Below are 20,171 nucleotides of genomic sequence, written 5' to 3'. Positions count from 1 at the left end.
CCCTACGACGCGGGGCTCTCGACCAGGGGCAGCGCGAACCCGAACCGGGACCCGCCGCCATCGCGCAGCTCCGCCCAGATGCTGCCGTGCTGGCGGGTGATGATCCGGTGGCTCAACGCCAGCCCGATGCCGCTGCCCGCCTCCTTGCTGGTGAACGACTCGGCGAACGGGTCGCGGGTCACGCCGCGCCCACGGTCGTCGACGGTGACCACGCCCATCCCCTCCGAGGCGCGCACGGTCACCACGATCTCGCGCACGGCCTCGTCGCAGGCGGCCATCTCGTCGATGGCGTTGAAGCACAGGTTCATCACGACCTGGCCGGTCAGCACCTGCTCGCAGCGGACCAGCACCGGGTCGTCGTCGGGCCCGACCCGCAGCTCGACGCCGCTCGCGGCGGCGCGCAGGCGGATGAAGTACAGGCACTCGCGGACCACCTCGTTGAGGTCGACGACCTGCTCGACGTGCTCGAGGTGTCCGACGAACGAGCGCAGGGCGGTGACGATCTCGGTGGCCCGGTCGATCTGCCGGGCGGCGCTGTCGAGGCCGTACGCCACCTGGTCGGCGAGGCGTTGCGGCATCTCCCCCGGGCCGGCGGCCGCCGTCGAGCGGGTGCGGATGCCGGCGATGAAGTTCCCGGCGGCGGACAGCGGCTGGCCGAGCTCGTGGGCGATGGCCATCGCCATGTCACCCATCGCGTTGTAGCGGGCCAGGTAGTTCTCGTGGCGCAGCTCCAGCTCGCGCCGTACCTCGCCCTGCACCCGCTCCGAGACGTCGTGCAGGATCATCAAGAAGGCGTCGACCTCTTGGACCCGCAGGCGTTCGAGGCTCCCCTCCAGCCAGGTCGTGCCGCCGCCGTCGCCGATCAGCTCCAGCTGGACCGGACCGACCGGTGCCGCGGCCGCCGCGGTCTCCGCCCACGTGACCGGACGACCACCGCGGCGCAGGCGGCCGTAGGTCGTGAGCGGGTGTCCGGCCGGCGGGTCGTCGTCGCCGGTCAGGCCGATGTAGCCCAGTGCCGTGTCGGTGGCGAAGCGGACGGCGCCGGCGGCATCGAGCAGGAACGCGACCGTGGAGGTGTGCCGTGCCAGCGCGTCGACGTACGACGTCGTGAGCTTCAGCTCGCGCTCGACCTGCTGCTCGCGGGCGATGTCGCGGAACTGCACCATCACCGCCGGTCCCTGCGACAGCTCCACCCGCACGGCCAGGGCGTCGGTCGGGATCACCCGGCCGGACTTCGAGCGGTAGTGCCACTCGATGCGGCTCGACCCGTGCTCGACCGCCTCGTGCAGCCAGGCCCGGCCGAGAACGCGGTCGTACTGCTGCGCCGAGCTGCTCATGTCGTTGGCCTTGAGCGGCCGGATCTCCTCGAGGGTGAACTCGAGCATCTCGCAGGCCGCCGGGTTGGCCCACAGGATGTTCTTCGTGACGGCGTCGTGGACCAGGACGCACGTGGTCGAGGCGTTCATCATCGCGACGAAGTCGGAGGTCGCGAACTCGGGTGCCGCCGGGTCGACCTGCATCGGGCCAGCGTAGGAGCCGACCGTCCCCGGTGGCAGTCCCCGACCCGGTGGCGGGCTGAAGAAATCACCTACGCCCACCGGAGGGAATCCCCGCTCCCGGGCAGGCAATGACCAATCGCGCTCCCGCAGCGGCGTACCTAGCGTCGGATCCAGACCCGATCGATGAATCGATGAGGAGCACCCCGATGGTCCAGACCCAGGAGAGCCGCACGGCCGCCGTCCCGCTGGAGGACGTGCTCGTGGAGCTCACCGCACGCCGCCAGGAGTTCCGCGACCAGCGGTACGTCTCGCCGGACTTCGTCGCCCGGCTCAAGGAGACCGGCATCTACCGGGCCTCGACGCCGCGGCGCTTCGGGGGCGAGCCGCTGCCGCCCGGCGACTTCCTTCGCAGGATCGAGCGGATCTCGGCCGTCGACGGCTCGACCGGCTGGGTCGCGAGCTTCGGGTCGGCCCTCGTCTACCTCGCCGCGCTCCCCCTGGAGACCCAGGCCGAGCTGTACGCCGACGGTCCGGACGTGTGCTTCGCGGGCGGGCTCTTCCCCGTGCAGCACGCCGAGCCCACGCCGTCCGGCTTCCTGGTCAACGGGCGCTGGAAGTTCGCCAGCGGCTGCATGGGCGCCGACATCCTCGGTGTCGGGATCCCGGGCGACGACTCGACCGCCGGCAAGCCGCGCACCGCCCTGCTCCGGCCGGGCCAGGTCGAGATCGTGCAGGAGTGGGACGTCGTCGGGATGAAGGGCACCGGCTCCTTCGACCTCGCGGTCGACCACGTCGAGGTGCCGCGCGAGTGGACCTTCATCCGCGGCGGGCAGCCGACCGTCGACGAGCCGCTCTACCGCTATCCCACCCTCGCGTACGCCGCCCAGGTGCTGGCCGTCGTCGGTGCCGGCGTCGCGCGGTCCGCGCTCGACTTCGCCACCGCGGTCGGGTCCGGGCGCACCGGCGTGACCGGCGCCCCCAAGCTCGCCGATCGTGCCTACTACCGCACCGGTCTCGCCGAGGCGGAGGCGACGCTGCGCTCGGCGCGCGCCTACTTCTACGAGGTAACCGAGGAGGCCTGGCAGACCGTCCTCGCAGGGGACCCGACCACCGAGCAGCACAACGCCCACCTGCGGCTCTCCGCCACCCACCTCGCCAAGACCGCCGCCGACACGGTCAACCAGGTCATCCAGCTCTCCGGCACCGGCGCGATCGCCACGCCCCACCCGCTGCAGTGGCTGCTCGGCGATGCCCTCGTGCCCCAGCAGCACGCCTTCCTCGGCCCCGCGATGTACGACGCCGCCGGCGCCGTCCTGATGGGCCAGCCCCCGACCGTGCCCGGCTTCCAGTGAGCCCCACGCGCATCCCGACCCGTCCTCGAGAGGAGACCCGCTGATGAGCACCCCGCCCCTGCGCGTCCTGTTCTGCATCGGCATCAACCAGAACTTCTTCGACCTGCCCGAGGGCGGCGTCGAGACCGGTGACGTGTGGACCGCCTTCGTCGGCCTGATGGACGGCATCAAGGCACTGCCCGGCGTCGACTTCATCGGCGACATCGACGACGACTCCCACATGGTCGGTCCCTCCACCGGGTGGCCCTGGACCTGCTACCTGCTGTGCGACGTCGACACCCAGGAGAGCGTCAAGGAGGCCTGCGGGCTGCTGCGCACGATCCCGGTCGGGACCAGCCCCTGGAAGCTCTGGAAGTACGCCACCATCGAGGCGCGGATCGGCCGCGCCCTCACCCCGCGCGAGTACGAGGACTGATCGTCATGACCACCGAGTTCACAGCCGACACCGTCCACGACCTGCCGCCCGCCGACCTGGTCCTCGACGACCGCATCGCGGGCCGGATGTACACCGACCCGGAGATCTTCGAGCAGGAGATGACGCGGGTCTTCGAGAGCACCTGGGTGTGGGTCGCCCACGAGTCCGAGCTGCCGAAGCCGGGCAGCTTCAAGTCGACGTACGTCGGCCGCCAGCCCGTGATCGTGACCCGCGACCGCAAGGGCGCGATCCACACCATGGTCAACCGCTGCCGGCACCGCGGTGCCTCGCTGTGCGAGCAGCGCACCGGGCAGGCCAACGGGTTCACCTGCCCCTACCACGCGTGGTCGTACTCCCTCGACGGCCAGCTGCGCGGCATCCCGTATCCCGACGGCTACGAGGGCGTGATGGACAAGTCCGGCCTGGGCCTGAAGAAGCTGCGCACCGAGTCGTACGGCGGCATGGTGTTCGCGACGTTCGCCGACGACATCGAGCCGCTGGAGGACTTCCTCGGCGACGTGAGGCTGTGGATCGACCGGTTCATGGGTCAGGGCGGCGGCTACCCGATCAAGGTGATCGGCACCCACCAGTTCAAGTACAAGGGCAACTGGAAGATCCAGCTCGAGAACACCACCGACGGCTACCACTTCCCGATCGTGCACCGCTCCTGGATGGCCTCGGTCGACGCCGAGACCGCGGAGATGATGTCGTTCATGACCGACCCGACGGCGGTCACGCACGACCTCGGCAACGGCCACTCCGTCATGCAGATGGTGCCCGAGCACTCCGACCTGGAGGTCGACGACGGCAGCGAGCCGCTGCAGCCCCGCTTCGACGGGCTCGTCGCCGAGCTCACCGAGCGCGGCGTCGGCGAGGCCGAGATCCGGCGGCTGGTCCGTGCCGTCCACGGCACCGGGTTCAACCTCAACCTGTTCCCGAACGTGTCGATGTCGATCTCCTTCCTCCGGGTGCTGCGCCCGGTCAGCGTCGAGGAGACCTACATCGAGCACGTCGCCCTCGGCCCCGACGGCCCGGCCGAGATCGTGGATCCCGTCAACCGCGAGCGGCTGCGCGCCCACGAGCACTTCCAGGGGCCGTTCGGCTTCGGCACCCCCGACGACTCCGAGGGTTGGGACCGCGTGCAGCGCGGCGCCCGCGGCGCACCGGAGATGCCGATCATGGTCAACCGCGGCCTGGCCCGCGAGAAGCCGTCGGACGACGGCTGGCCGACCAGCCATGTCACCGACGAGACCGGCATGCGCGCCGCCTACCAGCAGTGGAAGCAGATGATGAGCGATGACTGAGACCGTGACCGCCGCGCCCGCGCTGTCCGTGGCCGACCCGCGGGTGGTCCGCGCGATCGAGCTGGTCTGGCGCGAGGCCGCCGTCCTCGACGCCAAGGACTACGAGACCTGGCAGGGACTCTACGCCGAGGACGCCGTCTACGTGATCCCGATCGACCGCGACGCGGAGTCCTTCGACGACATCCTCAACATGGTCTACGACGACGCACGCATGCGGCGCCTGCGCGTTGCCCGGATGACCGAGGGCTTCGCCATCGCCGCCGTCGACGCCGCCACGACCGTCCGTACCGTGTCCCGGTTCGTGCCGAGCGCCGTCTCCGACGACGAGGTGACCCTGCGCGCCGCCCAGGTCGTGGTCGCCTACAAGCGCGGCAGCCACGACCTGTGGGCGGGCGACGTCGACCACGTCGTCCGGCTCGGTACGACGCCCGCGGAGGACCGGATCGCCCGCAAGGTGGTCCGTCTCGTCGACGCGAGCGACGCCGTACCCGCGGCGGGCTTCCTGCTGTGAACACGGCGAAGCCGGCGCCGGTCGCCGTCGTCACCGGCGGCGCGAGCGGGCTCGGCCGCGAGATCGTCCGGCGCCTGCACGCCGGCGGGCACCGGGTCGCCGTCGCCGACGTCTCGGCGGACGCGGCCACCGCGCTCGCCGACGAGCTGTCGGCGCGAGGCCCCGAGGCCCGCGCCTACGCCGTCGACGTCAGCGAGCGCGCGGACGTCGAGCGGCTGCTGGCCGACGTCCTCGCCGACCTCGGCAGCGTCGAGGTCCTCGTCAACAACGCCGCGCGCACCCAGGCCCGGCCCTTGCTGGAGATCACCCCCGACGAGCTGGACGAGGTGATGCGGGTCAACCTCAACGGCACCTTCTTCGCCTGCCAGGTCTTCGGCGCCCGGATGGCCGAGGCCGGGTACGGCCGGATCGTCAACATCGCGTCCCTGGCCGGCCAGAACGGTGGCACCGCCACCGGCGGCCACTACGCCTCCTCGAAGGGCGCGGTGCTCTCGGCGACCAAGGTCTTCGCCCGCGAGCTCGCCGCCCGCGGGGTCACGGTCAACGCCGTCTCCCCTGGCCCCCAGGACAGCCCGATGGTCCGAGACCTGCTCGGCGACGGCCTCGACGCGCTCGTCGCCGGCATCCCCGTCGGCCGGCTCGGGAGCATGCGCTTCATCGCCGACATGGTCGCCCTGCTCGCCTCCCCGGACGCCGCGTCGGTGACCGGGGCCTGCTGGGACGCCAACGGCGGCCTCTACCTCCGCTAGACCTGCGCTAGACCTCCGCTAGGAGCACCTGATGACGAACATCCTCTTCCGCGTCGTCGACATCACCGAGGAGGCACCCGGCATCCGCACGCTGCGGATGGTGCGCGCCGACGGTCAGTCCCTCAAGCCCTACCCGGCCGGGTCCCACATCGACGTGGTCGGGCCGACCGGCGTGCTGCGGCAGTACTCGCTGTGCATGCCGCCCGACGACCCCGAGTCGATCCTGATCGCAGTCAAGAAGGAGGCCGCCTCCCGCGGCGGGTCCGCGGCGATCCACGAGGTGGCCGTCGGCGACCATCTCAAGGTCAGCAAGCCGCGCAACCTGCTCGCCATCGCCGACGACGCCGACAGGCACGTGCTGGTCGCCGGCGGCATCGGCATCACGCCCCTGCTCTCGATGGCCTACGAGCTGCACAGTCGCGGCGCAGCCTTCGAGCTGCACTACTTCGCCCGCTCCCGCGAGGAGGCGGCGTTCGTCGACCTCCTCGAGAACCGCGCCGAGTTCCGCGACCGGGTCAGCCTGCACCTCGGCGTACCGCGCACCGAGCAGCCCACGGTGCTGGCCGCGATCGCTCCGCGGCTGACACCGAGCAGCCATGTCTACACCTGCGGACCGGAGGGCTTCATGACCCAGGTCGGTACGGCGTTCGCGACCCGGGTCGGCGAGGACCACCTCCACTTCGAGAACTTCGTGGCCTCCGAGGTCGACACCACCGGCGACCGTCCGTTCACCGTCGAGCTCGACACCGGCGAGACGTTCGACGTGCCCGCGGACCGCTCGATCCTCGCCGTCCTCGAGGACAACGGCATCGAGGTGTTCAAGTCCTGTGAGGAGGGCGTCTGCGGCTCGTGCGTGTCCGGCCTGCTCGAGGGCAGCGTCGAGCACCGCGACAACTGCCTGACCGCCACCGACCGGGAGACCCAGCTGGCGCTCTGCGTCTCGCGTGCGACCAGCGACCGGCTGCTCATCGAGCTGTACTGACCGGCCGGGCTGCCACGTCGGGGAAATCCTCAGCGGACTGCACCTAGTACGCATGGAGCACGCCCCCGCGCCGCTCCTAGCGTGATCTCGCCCACACCACATCTCTCGGGCCCAACCGTTCCCGCGACAGGAGCCGGCACATGACCACCGACGTCCTCATCCTCGGAGCAGGCACCGCCGGCTCCGTCCTGACCCGGCGCCTGCTCGACGCCGGCCTCTCCGTGACCCTCGTCGAGGCGGGCGGGATGGACACGAACCCGGCCATCCACGACCTCTCCCGCGTCGGCGAGCTCTGGGGCGGACCCGAGAACTGGGGCTGGTCCAGCACCCCGCAGGCCCATGCCGGGGACCGGCGGATCATGACGCCGCGCGGCAAGGTCGTCGGCGGCTCCGGCCAGCTCAACGGCACGATCTGGGTCCGCGGCGCCGCCTGGGACTACGACGGGTGGGCCGACGCCGGCAACAAGGGCTGGAGCTGGGCCGAGGTGGAGCCGCTGTTCGACCGGATCGAGACCGACCTGGACAGCGGCGAGGGGTTCATGGACCGGGTCCGGCCCGAGCTCACGCCGATCCAGCAGGCGATCATCGACTCCGCCGTCGCTGCCGGCCTGCCGCTCAACGACGACTACAACTCCGGCGACCAGGACGGCGTCTCGCGGATGCAGCTCAACCTGCGCGACGGGAAGCGGCTGTCCACCTGGGCGGCGTACATGCGTGACGTCCTCGACCACCCGAGCCTCACCCTGGTCACCGGCGCGCTCGTGGACCGTGTGGTCGTCTCCGACGGCCGTGCGACCGGAGCCGTGGTCGTCGTCGACGGCGAGTCCCGCACGATCGATGCCGACCGGGTCGTGCTCTGCACGGGCACGCTGGCCTCTCCCGGTGTCCTGCTGCGCAGCGGCATCGGACCGGCCGCCCACCTGGGGACGCTGGACGTCCCGGTCCTCGTCGACCTGCCCGGCGTGGGCGCGAACCTGCAGGACCACTGGCTGGTCCCCGTCATCTTCGGCACCGAGAAGCGCGAGATCGACCCACCCCGGGCCTTCCAGCCGGTCACGCAGACGCACTGGTTCTGGAAGTCGGACCCGGCACTGCCCGTCCCGGACACCCAGCCGATCAACTTCTCGATCCCGTTCTACTACGACCCCGGGATGACCGGGCCGTCGTCCGGCTTCACCCTGCACGCGGGCCTGGTCCGGCCCAGGAGCACCGGAACCGTCACGCTCGCGAGCACCGACCCCGCGGCCGAGCCGCTCATCGACTACGGCGTGCTCAGCCACGACGACGACGTCGCCGCCCTGGTCGCCTCGGTACGCCAGTGTCGCCAGGTCGCCGCGGTCGGTCCGCTCGCCGAGGATTGGGGTGCTCGCGAGGTGCAGCCGGGGCCCGGCACGGACGACAGCGACGAGGCCCTCGAGGCATGGGTACGTCGCTCGGTGCAGACCTACCACCACCAGGTCGGCACCTGCCGGATGGGCACCGGCCCCGACGCGGTCGTCTCCCCCACCCTCGAGGTCATCGGCCTCGAGGGCCTGATGGTCGCCGACGCCTCGATCATGCCGTCGGTACCCACGGGCAACACCAACGCGCCCACAGCGATGATCGCCGAGCGGGCCGCCGACCTCATCCTCGGCCGCTGAGCGCGCCGGCCCACCACCACACGAAGCAGGAGCACTCAGATGACGGCAACTCCCGAGCTCACCACCGAGCTCACCACCGACCTCTTCCTCGGCGGATCGTTCGTCCCGGGCCGCGCGGGGACGTTCACCTCGCTCAACCCGTCGACCGGCGCACCGCTCGCCGAGGTCTCCGCGGCCTCGCCCGAGGACGTCGACGCAGCCGTCGCCGCCGCGACCGCCGCCCTCCACGGGGACTGGGCCGCGGTCCCGCCGTCAGGCAAAGGCGCGCTGATCCACCGGCTCGCCGACCTCGTCGAGCGCGACGCCACCGTCCTGGCCAACCTCGACTCGCTCGACATGGGTGTGCCCAACGGGCTGGCCCAGATGCTGTTCGTGCCCAACCTGGTCGCCACGCTCCGTTACTACGCCGGCTGGGCCGACAAGATCAACGGCGAGCAGATCAGCAACGACGGGTACTTCGGCCGGCCGACCCACGCCTACACCCTGCGCCAGCCGGTCGGCGTGATCGCCGCGATCGTGCCGTGGAACGCGCCGCTGATGATCCTGGGCTGGAAGCTCGCCCCGGCGTTGGCCTGCGGCAACACCGTGATCGTGAAGCCGGCCGAGGACGCCTCGCTGTCGATCCTCCACCTGGCCCGGCTCGCCGAGGAGGTCGGGTTCCCGGCCGGCGTCGTGCAGGTCCTTCCCGGCGAGGGCACCGTCACCGGCGCCGCGCTCGTGCGGCACCCGGGAGTGCACAAGGTGAGCTTCACCGGTTCGACGCAGGTCGGGCGCGAGATCCAGAAGGTCACCGCCGACACGTTCAAGCGCACCACGCTGGAGCTCGGGGGCAAGTCGGCCCAGATCGTGTGCGCGGACGCGAACCTCGATGCCGTGTTCCCGTCGATCGGGATGGGCGTGTTCGCCAACTCCGGCCAGACCTGTGCGGCGGGCAGCCGGGTCTTCGTGCACCGATCGCTGTACGACGCCGTCCTCGACGGCCTCGGCGGTGCGGCCGGCGCCCAGGTGCTCGGCGACCCGTTCGACCCGACCACCACGCTCGGCCCGCTCGTCAACGCGGCCCAGCGTGACCGGGTCCTCGGCTACGTCGCGGCCGGATCCGCCGAGGGCGCCCGGTTGGTCGCGGGAGGTCGGGCCGTCGGCGAGGCCGGCTTCTTCGTGGAGCCGACGGTCTTCGCGGGCACCAACGAGATGACCATCGCGCGCGAGGAGATCTTCGGCCCGGTCGCCACGGTGATCCCGTTCGACTCGGACGAGGAGGCGCTGCGGCTGGCCAACGACACGGCGTACGGCCTCGCGGGGACGATCTACACCAACGACCTGGCCCGGGCGCACGCGCTCTCGGCCGGCCTGCAGGCCGGTGCCATCGGCGTCAACGGCTGGTCGCCGCTGATGCCGCAGCTGCCGTGGGGCGGCCTGAAGGCCTCGGGCGTCGGCCGTGAGTGCGGCTACGACGGCATCCTCGCGAACACCGAGAGCAAGACGGTCACCGTCGTGCTCTGAGCCGGCGCTGGTCCAGGGAGCACGCAGCCCGCCGCGCCCGGTCTCGCGACCGTGGCCCGGCGGGCTGTCTGTGCTCAGACGAGCGTGGCCTTCTTGCGCTGGATCGCGCCCAGCACCCCGTTGACGAACGCCGGCGACTCGTCGGTCGACAGCTCGCGGACCAGGCCCATCGCCTCGGTCACCGCGACGGTGTCGGGCACGTCGTCGGCCCAGAGCAGCTCCCAGACGCCGATCCGGAGCACGTTGCGGTCGACCGCGGGCATCCGGGCCAGGCTCCAGTCGGTGGAGAACTCCTCGAGCACCTCGTCGATCCGATCACGACGCTCGCTCACGCCGCGCACCAGCACGGCGGTGTAGGGGTTCGCCGGGGCCTCGCCCTCGGCGATGACCCGCTCGAGCGCCTCGACGCCCGTCTCGCCGCGCAGGTCGGCGGCGTACAGGACGTCGAGGGCGCGCTTGCGGGCCTTGGTCCGGGCTCCCACTTGGTTGATCAGCCCTTCACGCGCGAGAGGTACGAGCCGCCCTCGCGGGTGTCGACCTTGATCTTCTCGCCCTGCTCGATGAACAGCGGGACCTGGATCTCGGCGCCGGTCTCGAGGGTGGCGGGCTTCGTGCGGCCGGTGGCGGAGTCGCCGACGACGCCGGGCTCGGTGTAGGACACGAGCAGCTCGACGGAGGCCGGCATCTCGATGAAGAGCACGCGGCCCTCGTTGGTGGCCAGGATGACCTCCTGGTTCTCCAGGAGGAAGCCGGCGGCGGTGCCGACGATGGCCGGGTCGACCTCGAGCTGGTCGTAGTCCTGGACGTCCATGAAGACGAAGTTGGTGCCGTCGTTGTAGAGGTACTGGAACGAGCGGCGGTCGACCGTGGCGGTCTCGACCTTGGTGCCGGCGTTGAAGGTCTTGTCGACGTTCTTGCCCGACTCGACGTGCTTGAGCTTGGTGCGGACGAACGCGGGGCCCTTGCCCGGCTTCACGTGCTGGAACTCGACCACCTGCCAGAGCTGGCCCTCCAGGTTCAGCACCATGCCGTTCTTGAGGTCGTTCGTCGTTGCCATGCGTCAGCCTTCTGTCGAGATGTCGAAGATCGGGTCGGCCCCAGCACACGACACAGGGCCGACCGACAAGTCTAGTGGGCAGGCCGCGCTGCGATGAATTCCAGCGCCTGCCGGTAGCCGTCGATGCCCTCGCCCTCGATCACCTTCGCAGCGTGGGGGGTGACGACCGAGGTGTGCCGGAACTCCTCGGGCCGCTTCGACGGCGCGCTGATGTGCACCTCGACGAGCGGCGCGGTCAGCTGCGCGCAGGCGTCGTAGAGGGCGTAGGAGTAGTGGGTCCAGGCGCCCGCGTTGAGCACGACCGGCCAGGCCTTGTCGGCCGCGTGGTTGAGCCAGTCGAGCAGCTCGCCCTCGTGGTTGGTCTGCGAGAAGTGGATCTTGAGCCCGAGCTCCTTGCCCCACCGCGGCATCAGCTCGTTCTGCAGGTCGAGGTGCGTCGTCGTGCCGTAGATCTCCGGCTGGCGCCTGCCGAGGCGGCCCAGGTTGGGGCCGTTGAGGACGTAGACGTCACGCTTGCTCATGCGCCCGAGCCTAGGGAAGCGTACGACGCCCGCAGGTCCGCCTCGGACGGACCGGCGAGCACGACCGGCCGGGCCAGGTCCTCGAGCACGACGAAGCGCAGCTGGTTGCCGCGGGCCTTCTTGTCCACCCGCATCGTGGCGAGCAGGGTGTCGAAGTCGGCGCCGCTCCACGAGGTCGGCAGGCCGACCCGGCCGAACACCGCGCGGTGGCGCTCGACGACCTCGGGCGACAGCGACCCGGCGCGCGCGGCCAGCTCGGCGACGTACACGCACCCCAGCGCCACGGCCTCGCCGTGCCGGATGGAGTAGTCGGTGGCCCTCTCGATGGCGTGCGCGAGGGTGTGCCCGTAGTTGAGGACCTCCCGGCCGGGATGGCCGTCGACTCCCCCGGTCTCCTTGAGGTCGTCGGCGACGACGTCGGCCTTGACCCGGATCGCGCGCTCGACCAGCTCGCGCAGCACCGGCGAGTCCGCGGTCAGCTCCGACGGGTCGGTCTGCTCGACGAGCTCGAGGATGCGCGGGTCGGCGATGAAGCCGCACTTCACGACCTCGCCGAGCCCGGCCACGACCTCGGCGCGCGGCAGGGTCTCGAGCAGCGCGAGGTCGCACAGCACACCGGCCGGCTCGTGGAAGGAGCCGACCAGGTTCTTGCCGGCGGGGGTGTTGATCCCGGTCTTGCCGCCGACCGCGGCATCGACCATCGCCAGCACGGTGGTCGGGACGTGGACCACCGCGACGCCCCGCAGCCAGGTCGCGGCCACGAACCCGCCGAGGTCGGTGGTCGCGCCGCCGCCGAGGGTGACCACGGCGTCGGAGCGGGTGAAGCCCTCCTCGCCGAGCGACTCCCAGCAGGCCGCGGCGACCTCCCAGTTCTTCGCCTCCTCGCCGTCGGGCACCTGCAGCACGACGACGTCGAGGCCCTCGAGCAGGTCGGCGAACGGCTCGAGCAGGTCCTCGAGCGACTCGGGGGTGATGATGGCGACCCGCTGGACGCCGACGGGCAGCAGGCCGCGCAGGCGGTCGAGGACGCCGTGGCCGACCACGACGTCGTACGGCGCCGCGGCGGTCACCGCGATGACAGTGGGCTCGCTCATGCGGGTTCTCCCTGGAGGGCGGTGACGATCTCGGCGGTGATCTCGGCGGGCGCGCGACCGTCGGTGTCGACGGTGATCCGGGCCAGGCCGGCGTAGACCGGAGCACGCTCGTCGAGGAGCTGCTTGACCCGGGCTCGCACGTTGCCGAGCAGCAGCGGGCGCCCGGAGCCGAGGCCGACCCGCTTGACGGCGTCGGCGAGCCCGACGCGCAGGAAGACGACCTGGTGGGCCGCGAGCAGGGCCTGGGTGGCGGGGTCGAGCACCGCGCCGCCGCCGAGGGAGAGCACGCCGTCGCTCTCCTCGAGCGCACGCGCGACCGCGGCCCGCTCGAGCGCGCGGAAGGTCGCCTCGCCGTCCTCGACGAAGATGTCCTGGACGGACTTGCCGTACTGCGCCTCGATCAGCTCGTCGGTGTCGGCGAACCCGACCCCGAGCCGCTCGGCGAGCAGCCGGCCGACGGTGGTCTTGCCGGCACCCATCGTGCCGATCAGGACCGCACGCGGCCCGCCCGTCACTTGAACCGGAGGGTGTCGAGGTACGACTGCACGTTGCGGCGGGTCTCCTGGACCGAGTCGCCGCCGAACTTCTCCAGCACCGCCTCGGCGAGCACCAGCGCGACCATCGCCTCGGCGACGATGCCGGCCGCGGGGACCGCGCAGACGTCGGAGCGCTGGTGGTGCGCGACCGCCTCCTCGCCGGTGGCGAGGTCGACGGTGCGCAGTGCGCGCGGGACGGTGGCGATCGGCTTCATCGCCGCGCGGACGCGGAGGACCTCGCCGGTGGTCATGCCGCCCTCGGTGCCGCCGGAGCGGCCGGAGACGCGCCGGAGGCCGTCCTCGGTCGGGACGATCTCGTCGTGGGCCAGGGAGCCCGGGGTCGCGGCCAGCTCGAAGCCGTCGCCGACCTCGACGCCCTTGATCGCCTGGATGCCCATCAGCGCGCCGGCGAGGCGCGCGTCGAGACGGCGGTCCCAGTGGACGTGGGAGCCGAGGCCCGGCGGGAGGCCGTGGACGACGACCTCGACGACGCCGCCGAGGGTGTCGCCGTCCTTGTGGGCCTGGTCGATCCGCTCGACCATGAGCTTCGAGCCGTCGGCGTCGAGGCAGCGCACCGGGTCGGCGTCGAGACGCTCGACGTCGGCCGGGGCGGGGACGTCGCGCGACGGCGTACGGACGCCGCCGATCTCAAGCACGTGGCTGACGATGCGCGCACCAGTGGCCTGCTCGAGGAAGTTGCTGGCCACCCGGCCGAGCGCGACCCGGGCCGCGGTCTCGCGGGCGGAGGCGCGCTCGAGAATCGGGCGGGCGTCGGCGAAGTCGTACTTCTGCATGCCCGCGAGGTCGGCGTGGCCGGGCCGCGGGCGGGTGAGCGGGGCGTTGCGGGCCTGGGCCTCGAGCACGGCGGGGTCGACCGGGTCGGCCGCCATCACGGTCTCCCACTTCGGCCACTCGGTGTTGCCGACCTGGATCGCGACCGGCCCGCCCTGGGTGCGCCCGTGCCGCACGCCTCCGGTGATGGTGACCTCGTCGGCCTCGAACTTCATCCGGGCGCCGCGGCCGTAGCCGAGGCGACGGCGGGCGAGCGAGTCGGAGATGTCATCGGTCGTGACCTCGACGTGGGCCGGCAGGCCCTCGAGGATCGCGACCAGGGAGGGGCCGTGGGACTCCCCCGCGGTCAGCCAGCGCAACATGGGAACCAGTCTCCCACGGTGCGCTCAGCCGCCGAGGACCTGTCCCACGACGACGGCGACCAGCCCACCCAGCACGAGGAACGGCCCGTACGGCACCCGCCGGCGGATCATGGTGCCGCTGCGCCGCATGGGCACCATGCCCAGCACGCCGAGGACCGCGGCCGCCAGGACGGAGGCGACCAGGACCGGCGCACCGAACGGGCCCAGCGCGATGCCGAGCAGCGCGGCGAGCCGGACGTCGCCGCCGGCCATCGCGCGCGGGCTGACCAGCCGGATCAGGCCGTAGTAGCCGCCGAGGGCGAGGAACCCGATCAGCCCCCACAGCGCCACCTTCGCGTCGCCGAGGACCACCGCGACCACGCCGACCAGGACGCCGGTCACCAGCCAGGAGGGCCGGATCAGGCGCGAAGGGAGGTACCAGGTGACGTAGTCGATCACCGTCAGCGCGCAGCACACGGGCACCAGGACGAGCAGCCAGAGCAGGGCCCAGCTCCAGCCGAGCGCCAGGCCGAGCACGCCGGCCGCGAGCCCGCACGCGAGGGCGCTGCGCGGCCGCAGCCCGGGACGGGCGGCGAGATCCGCGAACGGGACGTGGTCGGGGAAGTCGTCGGGGTTCTCGCTCGGGTCGTGCTCCGGCTCGGGGCACAGCGCGATCAGCCACGGCACCGACAGCCCCAGCGCCGCGCCGACGAGCGCGCAGGCCAGCGCGGGCACCCACTCCATGGCGCCGAACCTACCGAGCCGCGAGCGCGGCTTCGCCCGCCGAGCGCATGGCGTCCAGTGGCCCGTCGTGACCAGTGAACATGCCGAACTGGAGCACCGCCTGGTGGACGAGCAGGTCCAGCCCGGACACGACGGTCGCTCCGGCGGACAGGGCCGCGGCGACCAGCGGGGTGGGCCACTCGTTGTAGGTGACCTCGAAGACCACGTCCGCGGGCAGCACCCGCCCGACCAGGTCGTCGGTCTGGGCCGCCGCGGGCACGGTGGAGACCAGGACGTCACCGGCCCGGCCCACCTCGTCCAGCGGTACGACGACCACCCGGGGAGCCGACGGGTGACGCTCGATCGCCGCCACCGCAGCCGCCGCGTTGCCCGGGTTGCGGGCCGCGACGGTGATGGCACCGATGCCGAGGTCGGCGAGCGCCAGGCCCACGCTCGCGGCGGTGGCGCCGCCGCCGAGCACGGTCGCCGTCGACAGGTCCCCGGCGAAGCGCTCCCGGATCGCCGCCACCGCACCCGGGACGTCGGTGTTGTCGGCGAGCCACCCGGCCGGGGTCCGCACCAGGGTGTTGGCGCCACCGGCGAGCACGGCGAGGTCGGAGACCTCGCCGGCCAGCGCCAGGGCCTCGCGCTTGAGCGGCGCGGTCACCGACAGCCCCCGCCACTCGGGTCCGAGGCCGGCCACGAAGCCTGCCAGACCACCGGCCGGCACCCGCACGGCGTCGTACGTCGCCTCCAGGCCGAGTGCGGCGTACCCCGCCCGGTGCAGGCTCGGCGAGAGCGAGTGGGCGACCGGGTCACCCAGGACCGCACACCTCATCGACACGGCATCAGCAGGCGTCGGAGGTCTTGCAGTACTCACGAAGCCGCTCGGTGGCCGCGTTGTGCTCGGCCAGCGTGGTCGAGAAGACGGTCTCCCCGGTCTTCAGGTTGACCACGACCCAGTACAGCCACGGCCCCTCGGCCGGGTGCAGCGCGGCGTCGATGGTCGCCTGGCCGGGGTTGCCGATCGGTCCCGGCGGCAGGCCGGTGTTGGCATAGGTGTTGTAGGGCGAGTCGATGTCGCGCTGCGCGGAGGTGGTCCACACCTCGCCGGAGAGCCCGTTCGCGTAGGCGACCGTGGCGTCCGACTGCAGGGCCATCCCCTTGTCGAGGCGGTTGTAGATCGCCCGCGCCACCTTCGGGTAGTCCTGGGTGCGGTTCGCCTCGAACTCCAGCATGCTCGCGACGGTCAGCACCTCGTGGGCGGTCAGGCCGAGCGCCTGTGCCTGGGCGTCGAGGCCGAGGTCGGTCATCACCGACTCCCCCTTGGCGACCATCGCGGCCAGGATCGACTGCGGGGTGTCGGCCGGGGTGATCGTGTAGGTCGCCGGGAACAGGTAGCCCTCCGGGTTGCCTCCCGCCGACGCGGGCAGGCCGAGCGCGGCCGGGTCGTCGAGCACCGCCTGGAACTGCTTGGCCTTGAAGTCGGTGCTCTTGGCGAGGATCTTGACGATGTCCGAGGTCCGCTTGCCCTCGGGGATGGTCACCGTGTCCTGGGCGATCTGCGAGGGGTCGACGAGGATCGCGACGACGTCGGCGGCCTTCATCCGGCTCTTGAGCAGGTAGGTGCCGGCCTGGATCTTGGTGGAGCGGCCGTCCTTGGCGGCGGCGTCGACGAAGGCATCGGAGGACTTCACCACGCCGAGATCCTGCAGCTCGGCGCCCATCGAGGAGACCGACTGGCCGGGGTCGATGACGAAGGTGACCTCGCCGCTGCCCGGCCCGGCGAAGTCCTCGGGACCGGCGAACATGTCCTTGACGTCGGCGATCGCGCCGCGCGCGAACCAGGCGACGATGCCGCAGAACAGCACCACCACGAGCAGCATCGGCAGGCAACCGCCCCGACGCCGCTTCTCGGCCCGCCGGCGGCCACCGGCCGCCGTACCGGGGAGCAGGTCGTGACCTGCGTCCTCGACGTGCTCGGGCAGCGGCTCAGTCATGCGTCTCCTCGTGCGTGGGGGTCACCAGCTCCCCCGGAGGGTTGCCGGTCGCGCGTTCTGCATCCAGCGCCTGCTGGAGGATGACGACGGCCGCGACCTGGTCGACCACGGCTCGGCGCTTCGCTCCCTTGCGCTGGTCGCGCAGCATAGCCTCCGCGGTCACCGTGGTGAGCCGCTCGTCGACCAGCCGCACCGGGACGGGCTCGATCCGCCGGGCCAGGCGTACGGCGAACTCGCGGGTCTTGAGCGCCGCCGGGCCCTCCCCGCCGCCGAGCGAGCGGGGCAGGCCCATCACGACCTCCACCGCGTTCTCCTCGGCGAGAATCTGGTGGAGGCGGCGCAGGTCGCCCTTGCCGCGCCGCACCGTCTCGACCGGGGTCGCGAGCACGCCGGACGGGTCGCTGCGGGCGACACCGATCCGCGCGTCGCCCGGGTCGACGCCGAGGCGGACGCCGTGCCTCATCAGCCTCGCGCCACCGCGGCGGTCACGGCGGCCAGCGCCTCGTCGATGCGGGACACGTCCGTTCCGCCGCCCTGCGCCATGTCGGCCTTGCCGCCGCCCTTGCCGTCGAGGAAGGGCGCCGCCGCGCGGACCAGGTCGCCGGCCGCGAGGCCGCGGGCCTGGGCGGCGTCGTTGAGCGCCGCCACGATCGCCGCCTTGCCGTCGGCCGCACCGATGAGAACCACGACCGCGGGGGCGTCGCCGGCGAGCCGGGCGCGGACGTCGGTCGCGAGGGTGCGTACGTCGCCGCCGCTCGCGCCGTCGAGGCGCTGGGCGACCAGGCGCACGCCGTTGACGTCGCTCGCGCCCTCGGCCAGCGCGGCACCGCCGGACAGCAGCTGGGCGAGACGGATCCTCTCGATCTCCTTCTCGCTCTGCTTGAGCCGCTCGACGAGGTCGCCGACCCGGCCCACGATGTCGCCGGGCTGGGTCTTGAGCAGCGTGGAGAGCTGGCCGACGACGTCGCGCTCGCGAGCGAGGTAGTCGAAGCCCTCGACGCCGGTCAGCGCCTCGATGCGGCGGTTGCCGGAGCCGACCGAGGCCTCGCTGGTGACCACGATGGTGCCGACCTGGCTGGAGTGGTCGACGTGCGTGCCACCGCACAGCTCACGCGACCACGGGCCGCCGATCTCGACCACGCGGACTGATCGGTCGTCGTACGTCTCACCGAAGAGGGCGATCGCGCCCCAGTCCTTGGCCTCGCCGAGGGTCATGTACTGCCAGCCGACGGGCAGGTCGGCGCGCAGCGCGTTGTTGGAGACCTGCTCGATCTCGCGCACCTGCTCGGGCGAGAGAGCGTTGAGCCACCCGAAGTCGAGGCGCAGGTAGCCGGGCCGGTTGTAGGAGCCGGACTGCAGGGCGGTGGGCCCGAGCACCTCGCGCAGCGCGGCGTGCACGATGTGGGTCCCGGAGTGCGCCTGGCGGGCGCCGATGCGCCACTGCGGGTCGACCTTGGCGTGCAGCAGCCGGGCGTCGGCGGGCAGCTCGCCGTCGACGACGCGGACCTGGTGGACCACGAGGCCGCGGACCGGACGCTGGACGTCGAGCACCTCGACGGCGCCGCCCTCGAACTCGATGACACCGGCGTCGGCGACCTGGCCGCCGGACTCGGCGTAGAACGGGGTGCGGTCGAGGACCAGCTCACCGATCTCACCGCCGGTGAGCACGGGTACGGCGGCGCCCTCGCGCAGCAGCGCCAGCGGCTTCGACTCGGTCTCGAGGGTCTCGTAGGCGAGCCACTCGGTCGGGCCGTTCGCGTCGAGGATGGCGCGGTAGACGCCGGTGTCGGCGTGCTGGCCCTTCTTGGCGCGCGCGTCGGCCTTGGCCCGCTCGCGCTGCTCGGCCATCAGCTGGCGGAAGCCCGGCTCGTCGACGCTCAAGCCGGCCTCGGCGGCCATCTCGAGGGTCAGGTCGATCGGGAAGCCGTAGGTGTCGTGGAGCGCGAACGCCTTGTCACCGGGGATGGTGGTGGCGCCGGACTGCTTCACGTCGCCGGCGGCGAGGTCGAAGATCTGGGTGCCGGCCTGGAGCGTCTTGCGGAACGCCTCCTCCTCGGCGTAGGCGACCTGGGCGATCCGGTCCCAGCCGGTGACCAGCTCGGGGTAGCTCTCCCCCATCTTGTCGCGCGAGACCGGCAGCAGCTCGGGCAGCGACGGGTCCTGGTAGCCGAGCAGGCGCATGTTGCGCACCGCGCGGCGCAGCAGGCGGCGCAGCACGTAGCCGCGGCCCTCGTTGCCGGGCGTCACGCCGTCGCCGATGAGCATCAGCGAGCTGCGCACGTGGTCGGCGACCACGCGGAAGCGGACGTCGTCGACGTGCGCGTCGGCGCCGCTGGCGCCGTACTTCTTCCCGGAGAGGTCCATCGCCTTCTCGATGACGGGGAAGATCGTGTCGATCTCGTACATGTTGTGCTTGTCCTGGAGCAGGTAGGCGACCCGCTCGAGGCCCATGCCGGTGTCGATGTTCTTGCTGGGCAGCGGGCCGGCGATGTCGAAGTCGTCCTTCGCCCGGACGGCGCTGAGCTCCTCCTGCATGAAGACCAGGTTCCAGATCTCCAGGAACCGGTCCTCGTCGGCCTCGGGACCGCCGTCGGGCCCGAACTCGGGGCCGCGGTCGATGTAGATCTCGCTGCAAGGGCCGCCGGGACCGGGCACGCCCATGTTCCAGTAGTTGTCCTTGAGCCCGCGCGGCTGGATCCGCTCGTCGGGCAGGCCCGCGATCCGCTTCCAGGCGTCGCGCGCCTCGTCGTCGTCGGGCAGCACGGTGACCCAGATCTTGTCGGGGTCGAAGCCGAAGCCGCCGTCGGCCTGGGCGTGGGTGATCAGCTCCCACGCGAACTGGACGGCACCCTCCTTGAAGTAGTCGCCGAAGGAGAAGTTGCCGTTCATCTGGAAGAACGTGCCGTGGCGGGTGGTCTTGCCGACCTCCTCGATGTCCAGGGTCCGCACGCACTTCTGGACGCTGGTCGCACGCTGGAACGGCGGCGTCTCCTGGCCCAGGAAGTAGGGCTTGAACGGCACCATGCCGGCGTTGACGAAGAGCAGGTTGGGGTCGTCGAGCAGCAACGAGGCCGACGGTACGACGGTGTGGCCGCGCGCCTCGAAGTGGGCGAGGAACCGGTTGCGGATCTCCGCGCTGCTCAGGTACTGCT

General features: G+C 72.0%; 20 protein-coding genes. 8 read left to right on the top strand and 12 right to left on the bottom strand.

Translation table 11 applies throughout. The annotated features are described in order from the left end of the window. Positions 1 to 2: 2 nt before the first annotated feature. Positions 3 to 1,520, bottom strand: a complete 1,518-nt coding sequence (locus tag QI633_RS11665) for a PAS domain-containing sensor histidine kinase (RefSeq protein WP_282429065.1) — start codon at positions 1,518 to 1,520, stop codon at positions 3 to 5. A gap of 185 nt (positions 1,521 to 1,705) precedes the next feature. Between QI633_RS11665 and QI633_RS11660 the strand changes: the two genes are divergently transcribed. The 8 genes from QI633_RS11660 (at position 1,706) to QI633_RS11625 (ending at position 9,955) form a co-directional block, all read left to right on the top strand. Continuing rightward, positions 1,706 to 2,851 (top strand): acyl-CoA dehydrogenase family protein, encoded by a 1,146-nt coding sequence (locus tag QI633_RS11660; RefSeq protein ID WP_282429064.1) that lies wholly within the window; start codon positions 1,706 to 1,708, stop codon positions 2,849 to 2,851. 43 nt (positions 2,852 to 2,894) lie between these two features. Continuing rightward, positions 2,895 to 3,266 (top strand): hypothetical protein, encoded by a 372-nt coding sequence (locus QI633_RS11655; protein ID WP_282429063.1) that lies wholly within the window; start codon positions 2,895 to 2,897, stop codon positions 3,264 to 3,266. Positions 3,267 to 3,271: 5 nt separating this feature from the next. Beyond that, positions 3,272 to 4,570 (top strand): aromatic ring-hydroxylating dioxygenase subunit alpha, encoded by a 1,299-nt coding sequence (locus QI633_RS11650; protein WP_282429062.1) that lies wholly within the window; start codon positions 3,272 to 3,274, stop codon positions 4,568 to 4,570. Next, positions 4,563 to 5,081 carry an aromatic-ring-hydroxylating dioxygenase subunit beta gene (locus tag QI633_RS11645; protein ID WP_282429061.1) on the top strand — a complete coding sequence of 173 codons (519 nt, stop codon included), beginning with the start codon at positions 4,563 to 4,565 and terminating at the stop codon, positions 5,079 to 5,081. The genes QI633_RS11650 and QI633_RS11645 overlap by 8 nt, the downstream gene beginning before the upstream one ends. Continuing rightward, positions 5,078 to 5,830, top strand: a complete 753-nt coding sequence (locus QI633_RS11640) for an SDR family oxidoreductase (RefSeq protein WP_282429060.1) — start codon at positions 5,078 to 5,080, stop codon at positions 5,828 to 5,830. The genes QI633_RS11645 and QI633_RS11640 overlap by 4 nt, the downstream gene beginning before the upstream one ends. A 31-nt stretch (positions 5,831 to 5,861) precedes the next feature. After that, the gene (locus QI633_RS11635; protein WP_282429059.1) at positions 5,862 to 6,812 is read left to right on the top strand and encodes a PDR/VanB family oxidoreductase; all 951 of its coding nucleotides are present in this window, start codon (positions 5,862 to 5,864) and stop codon (positions 6,810 to 6,812) included. Between the two features lie 140 nt (positions 6,813 to 6,952). After that, positions 6,953 to 8,452: a GMC family oxidoreductase N-terminal domain-containing protein gene (locus QI633_RS11630; protein WP_282429058.1), complete on the top strand. Its 1,500-nt coding sequence runs from the start codon at positions 6,953 to 6,955 to the stop codon at positions 8,450 to 8,452. Between the two features lie 39 nt (positions 8,453 to 8,491). Beyond that, complete coding sequence (locus tag QI633_RS11625; protein WP_282429057.1) at positions 8,492 to 9,955, top strand: aldehyde dehydrogenase family protein; 1,464 nt, start codon at positions 8,492 to 8,494, stop codon at positions 9,953 to 9,955. 74 nt (positions 9,956 to 10,029) lie between these two features. Here the strand turns inward: QI633_RS11625 and nusB are convergent, their stop codons facing one another. The 11 genes from nusB to alaS form a co-directional block, all read right to left on the bottom strand. Further along, positions 10,030 to 10,437 carry a transcription antitermination factor NusB gene (gene nusB, locus QI633_RS11620; RefSeq protein WP_141799055.1) on the bottom strand — a complete coding sequence of 136 codons (408 nt, stop codon included), beginning with the start codon at positions 10,435 to 10,437 and terminating at the stop codon, positions 10,030 to 10,032. A gap of 8 nt (positions 10,438 to 10,445) precedes the next feature. Next, positions 10,446 to 11,012 carry an elongation factor P gene (gene efp, locus QI633_RS11615; protein WP_141799056.1) on the bottom strand — a complete coding sequence of 189 codons (567 nt, stop codon included), beginning with the start codon at positions 11,010 to 11,012 and terminating at the stop codon, positions 10,446 to 10,448. A gap of 71 nt (positions 11,013 to 11,083) precedes the next feature. After that, complete coding sequence (locus QI633_RS11610) at positions 11,084 to 11,533, bottom strand: type II 3-dehydroquinate dehydratase (protein ID WP_141799057.1); 450 nt, start codon at positions 11,531 to 11,533, stop codon at positions 11,084 to 11,086. Beyond that, entirely contained in the window at positions 11,530 to 12,627 is a 1,098-nt protein-coding gene (gene aroB, locus QI633_RS11605) for a 3-dehydroquinate synthase (RefSeq protein ID WP_282429056.1), read from the bottom strand. Before aroB ends, QI633_RS11610 begins: the two co-directional genes overlap by 4 nt. Further along, positions 12,624 to 13,142, bottom strand: a complete 519-nt coding sequence (locus QI633_RS11600) for a shikimate kinase (protein WP_349016725.1) — start codon at positions 13,140 to 13,142, stop codon at positions 12,624 to 12,626. Before QI633_RS11600 ends, aroB begins: the two co-directional genes overlap by 4 nt. Then, positions 13,139 to 14,317, bottom strand: coding sequence for a chorismate synthase (aroC, locus tag QI633_RS11595; protein ID WP_282429055.1), 1,179 nt, complete (start codon positions 14,315 to 14,317; stop codon positions 13,139 to 13,141). Before aroC ends, QI633_RS11600 begins: the two co-directional genes overlap by 4 nt. Before the next feature lie 24 nt (positions 14,318 to 14,341). Then, positions 14,342 to 15,040, bottom strand: a complete 699-nt coding sequence (locus QI633_RS11590) for a prepilin peptidase (RefSeq protein ID WP_282429054.1) — start codon at positions 15,038 to 15,040, stop codon at positions 14,342 to 14,344. A 10-nt stretch (positions 15,041 to 15,050) separates the two neighbouring features. After that, complete coding sequence (locus QI633_RS11585; RefSeq protein WP_282429053.1) at positions 15,051 to 15,857, bottom strand: shikimate dehydrogenase; 807 nt, start codon at positions 15,855 to 15,857, stop codon at positions 15,051 to 15,053. A gap of 10 nt (positions 15,858 to 15,867) precedes the next feature. Continuing rightward, the gene (mltG, locus tag QI633_RS11580; RefSeq protein ID WP_282429052.1) at positions 15,868 to 17,019 is read right to left on the bottom strand and encodes an endolytic transglycosylase MltG; all 1,152 of its coding nucleotides are present in this window, start codon (positions 17,017 to 17,019) and stop codon (positions 15,868 to 15,870) included. Continuing rightward, positions 17,012 to 17,482 carry a Holliday junction resolvase RuvX gene (gene ruvX / locus QI633_RS11575; RefSeq protein WP_141799065.1) on the bottom strand — a complete coding sequence of 157 codons (471 nt, stop codon included), beginning with the start codon at positions 17,480 to 17,482 and terminating at the stop codon, positions 17,012 to 17,014. The genes mltG and ruvX overlap by 8 nt, the downstream gene beginning before the upstream one ends. Beyond that, on the bottom strand, positions 17,482 to 20,163 hold the full coding sequence (alaS, locus tag QI633_RS11570) for an alanine--tRNA ligase (protein WP_282429299.1): 2,682 nt from the start codon (positions 20,161 to 20,163) through the stop codon (positions 17,482 to 17,484). The genes ruvX and alaS overlap by 1 nt, the downstream gene beginning before the upstream one ends. Positions 20,164 to 20,171 lie beyond the last annotated feature (8 nt).

This window comes from Nocardioides sp. QY071 (genome assembly GCF_029961765.1).
Taxonomy (GTDB): Bacteria; Actinomycetota; Actinomycetes; order Propionibacteriales; family Nocardioidaceae; genus Nocardioides.
Note: the sequence above shows the minus strand (reverse complement) of the source record. Positions and strands in the feature narration are given on the sequence as shown.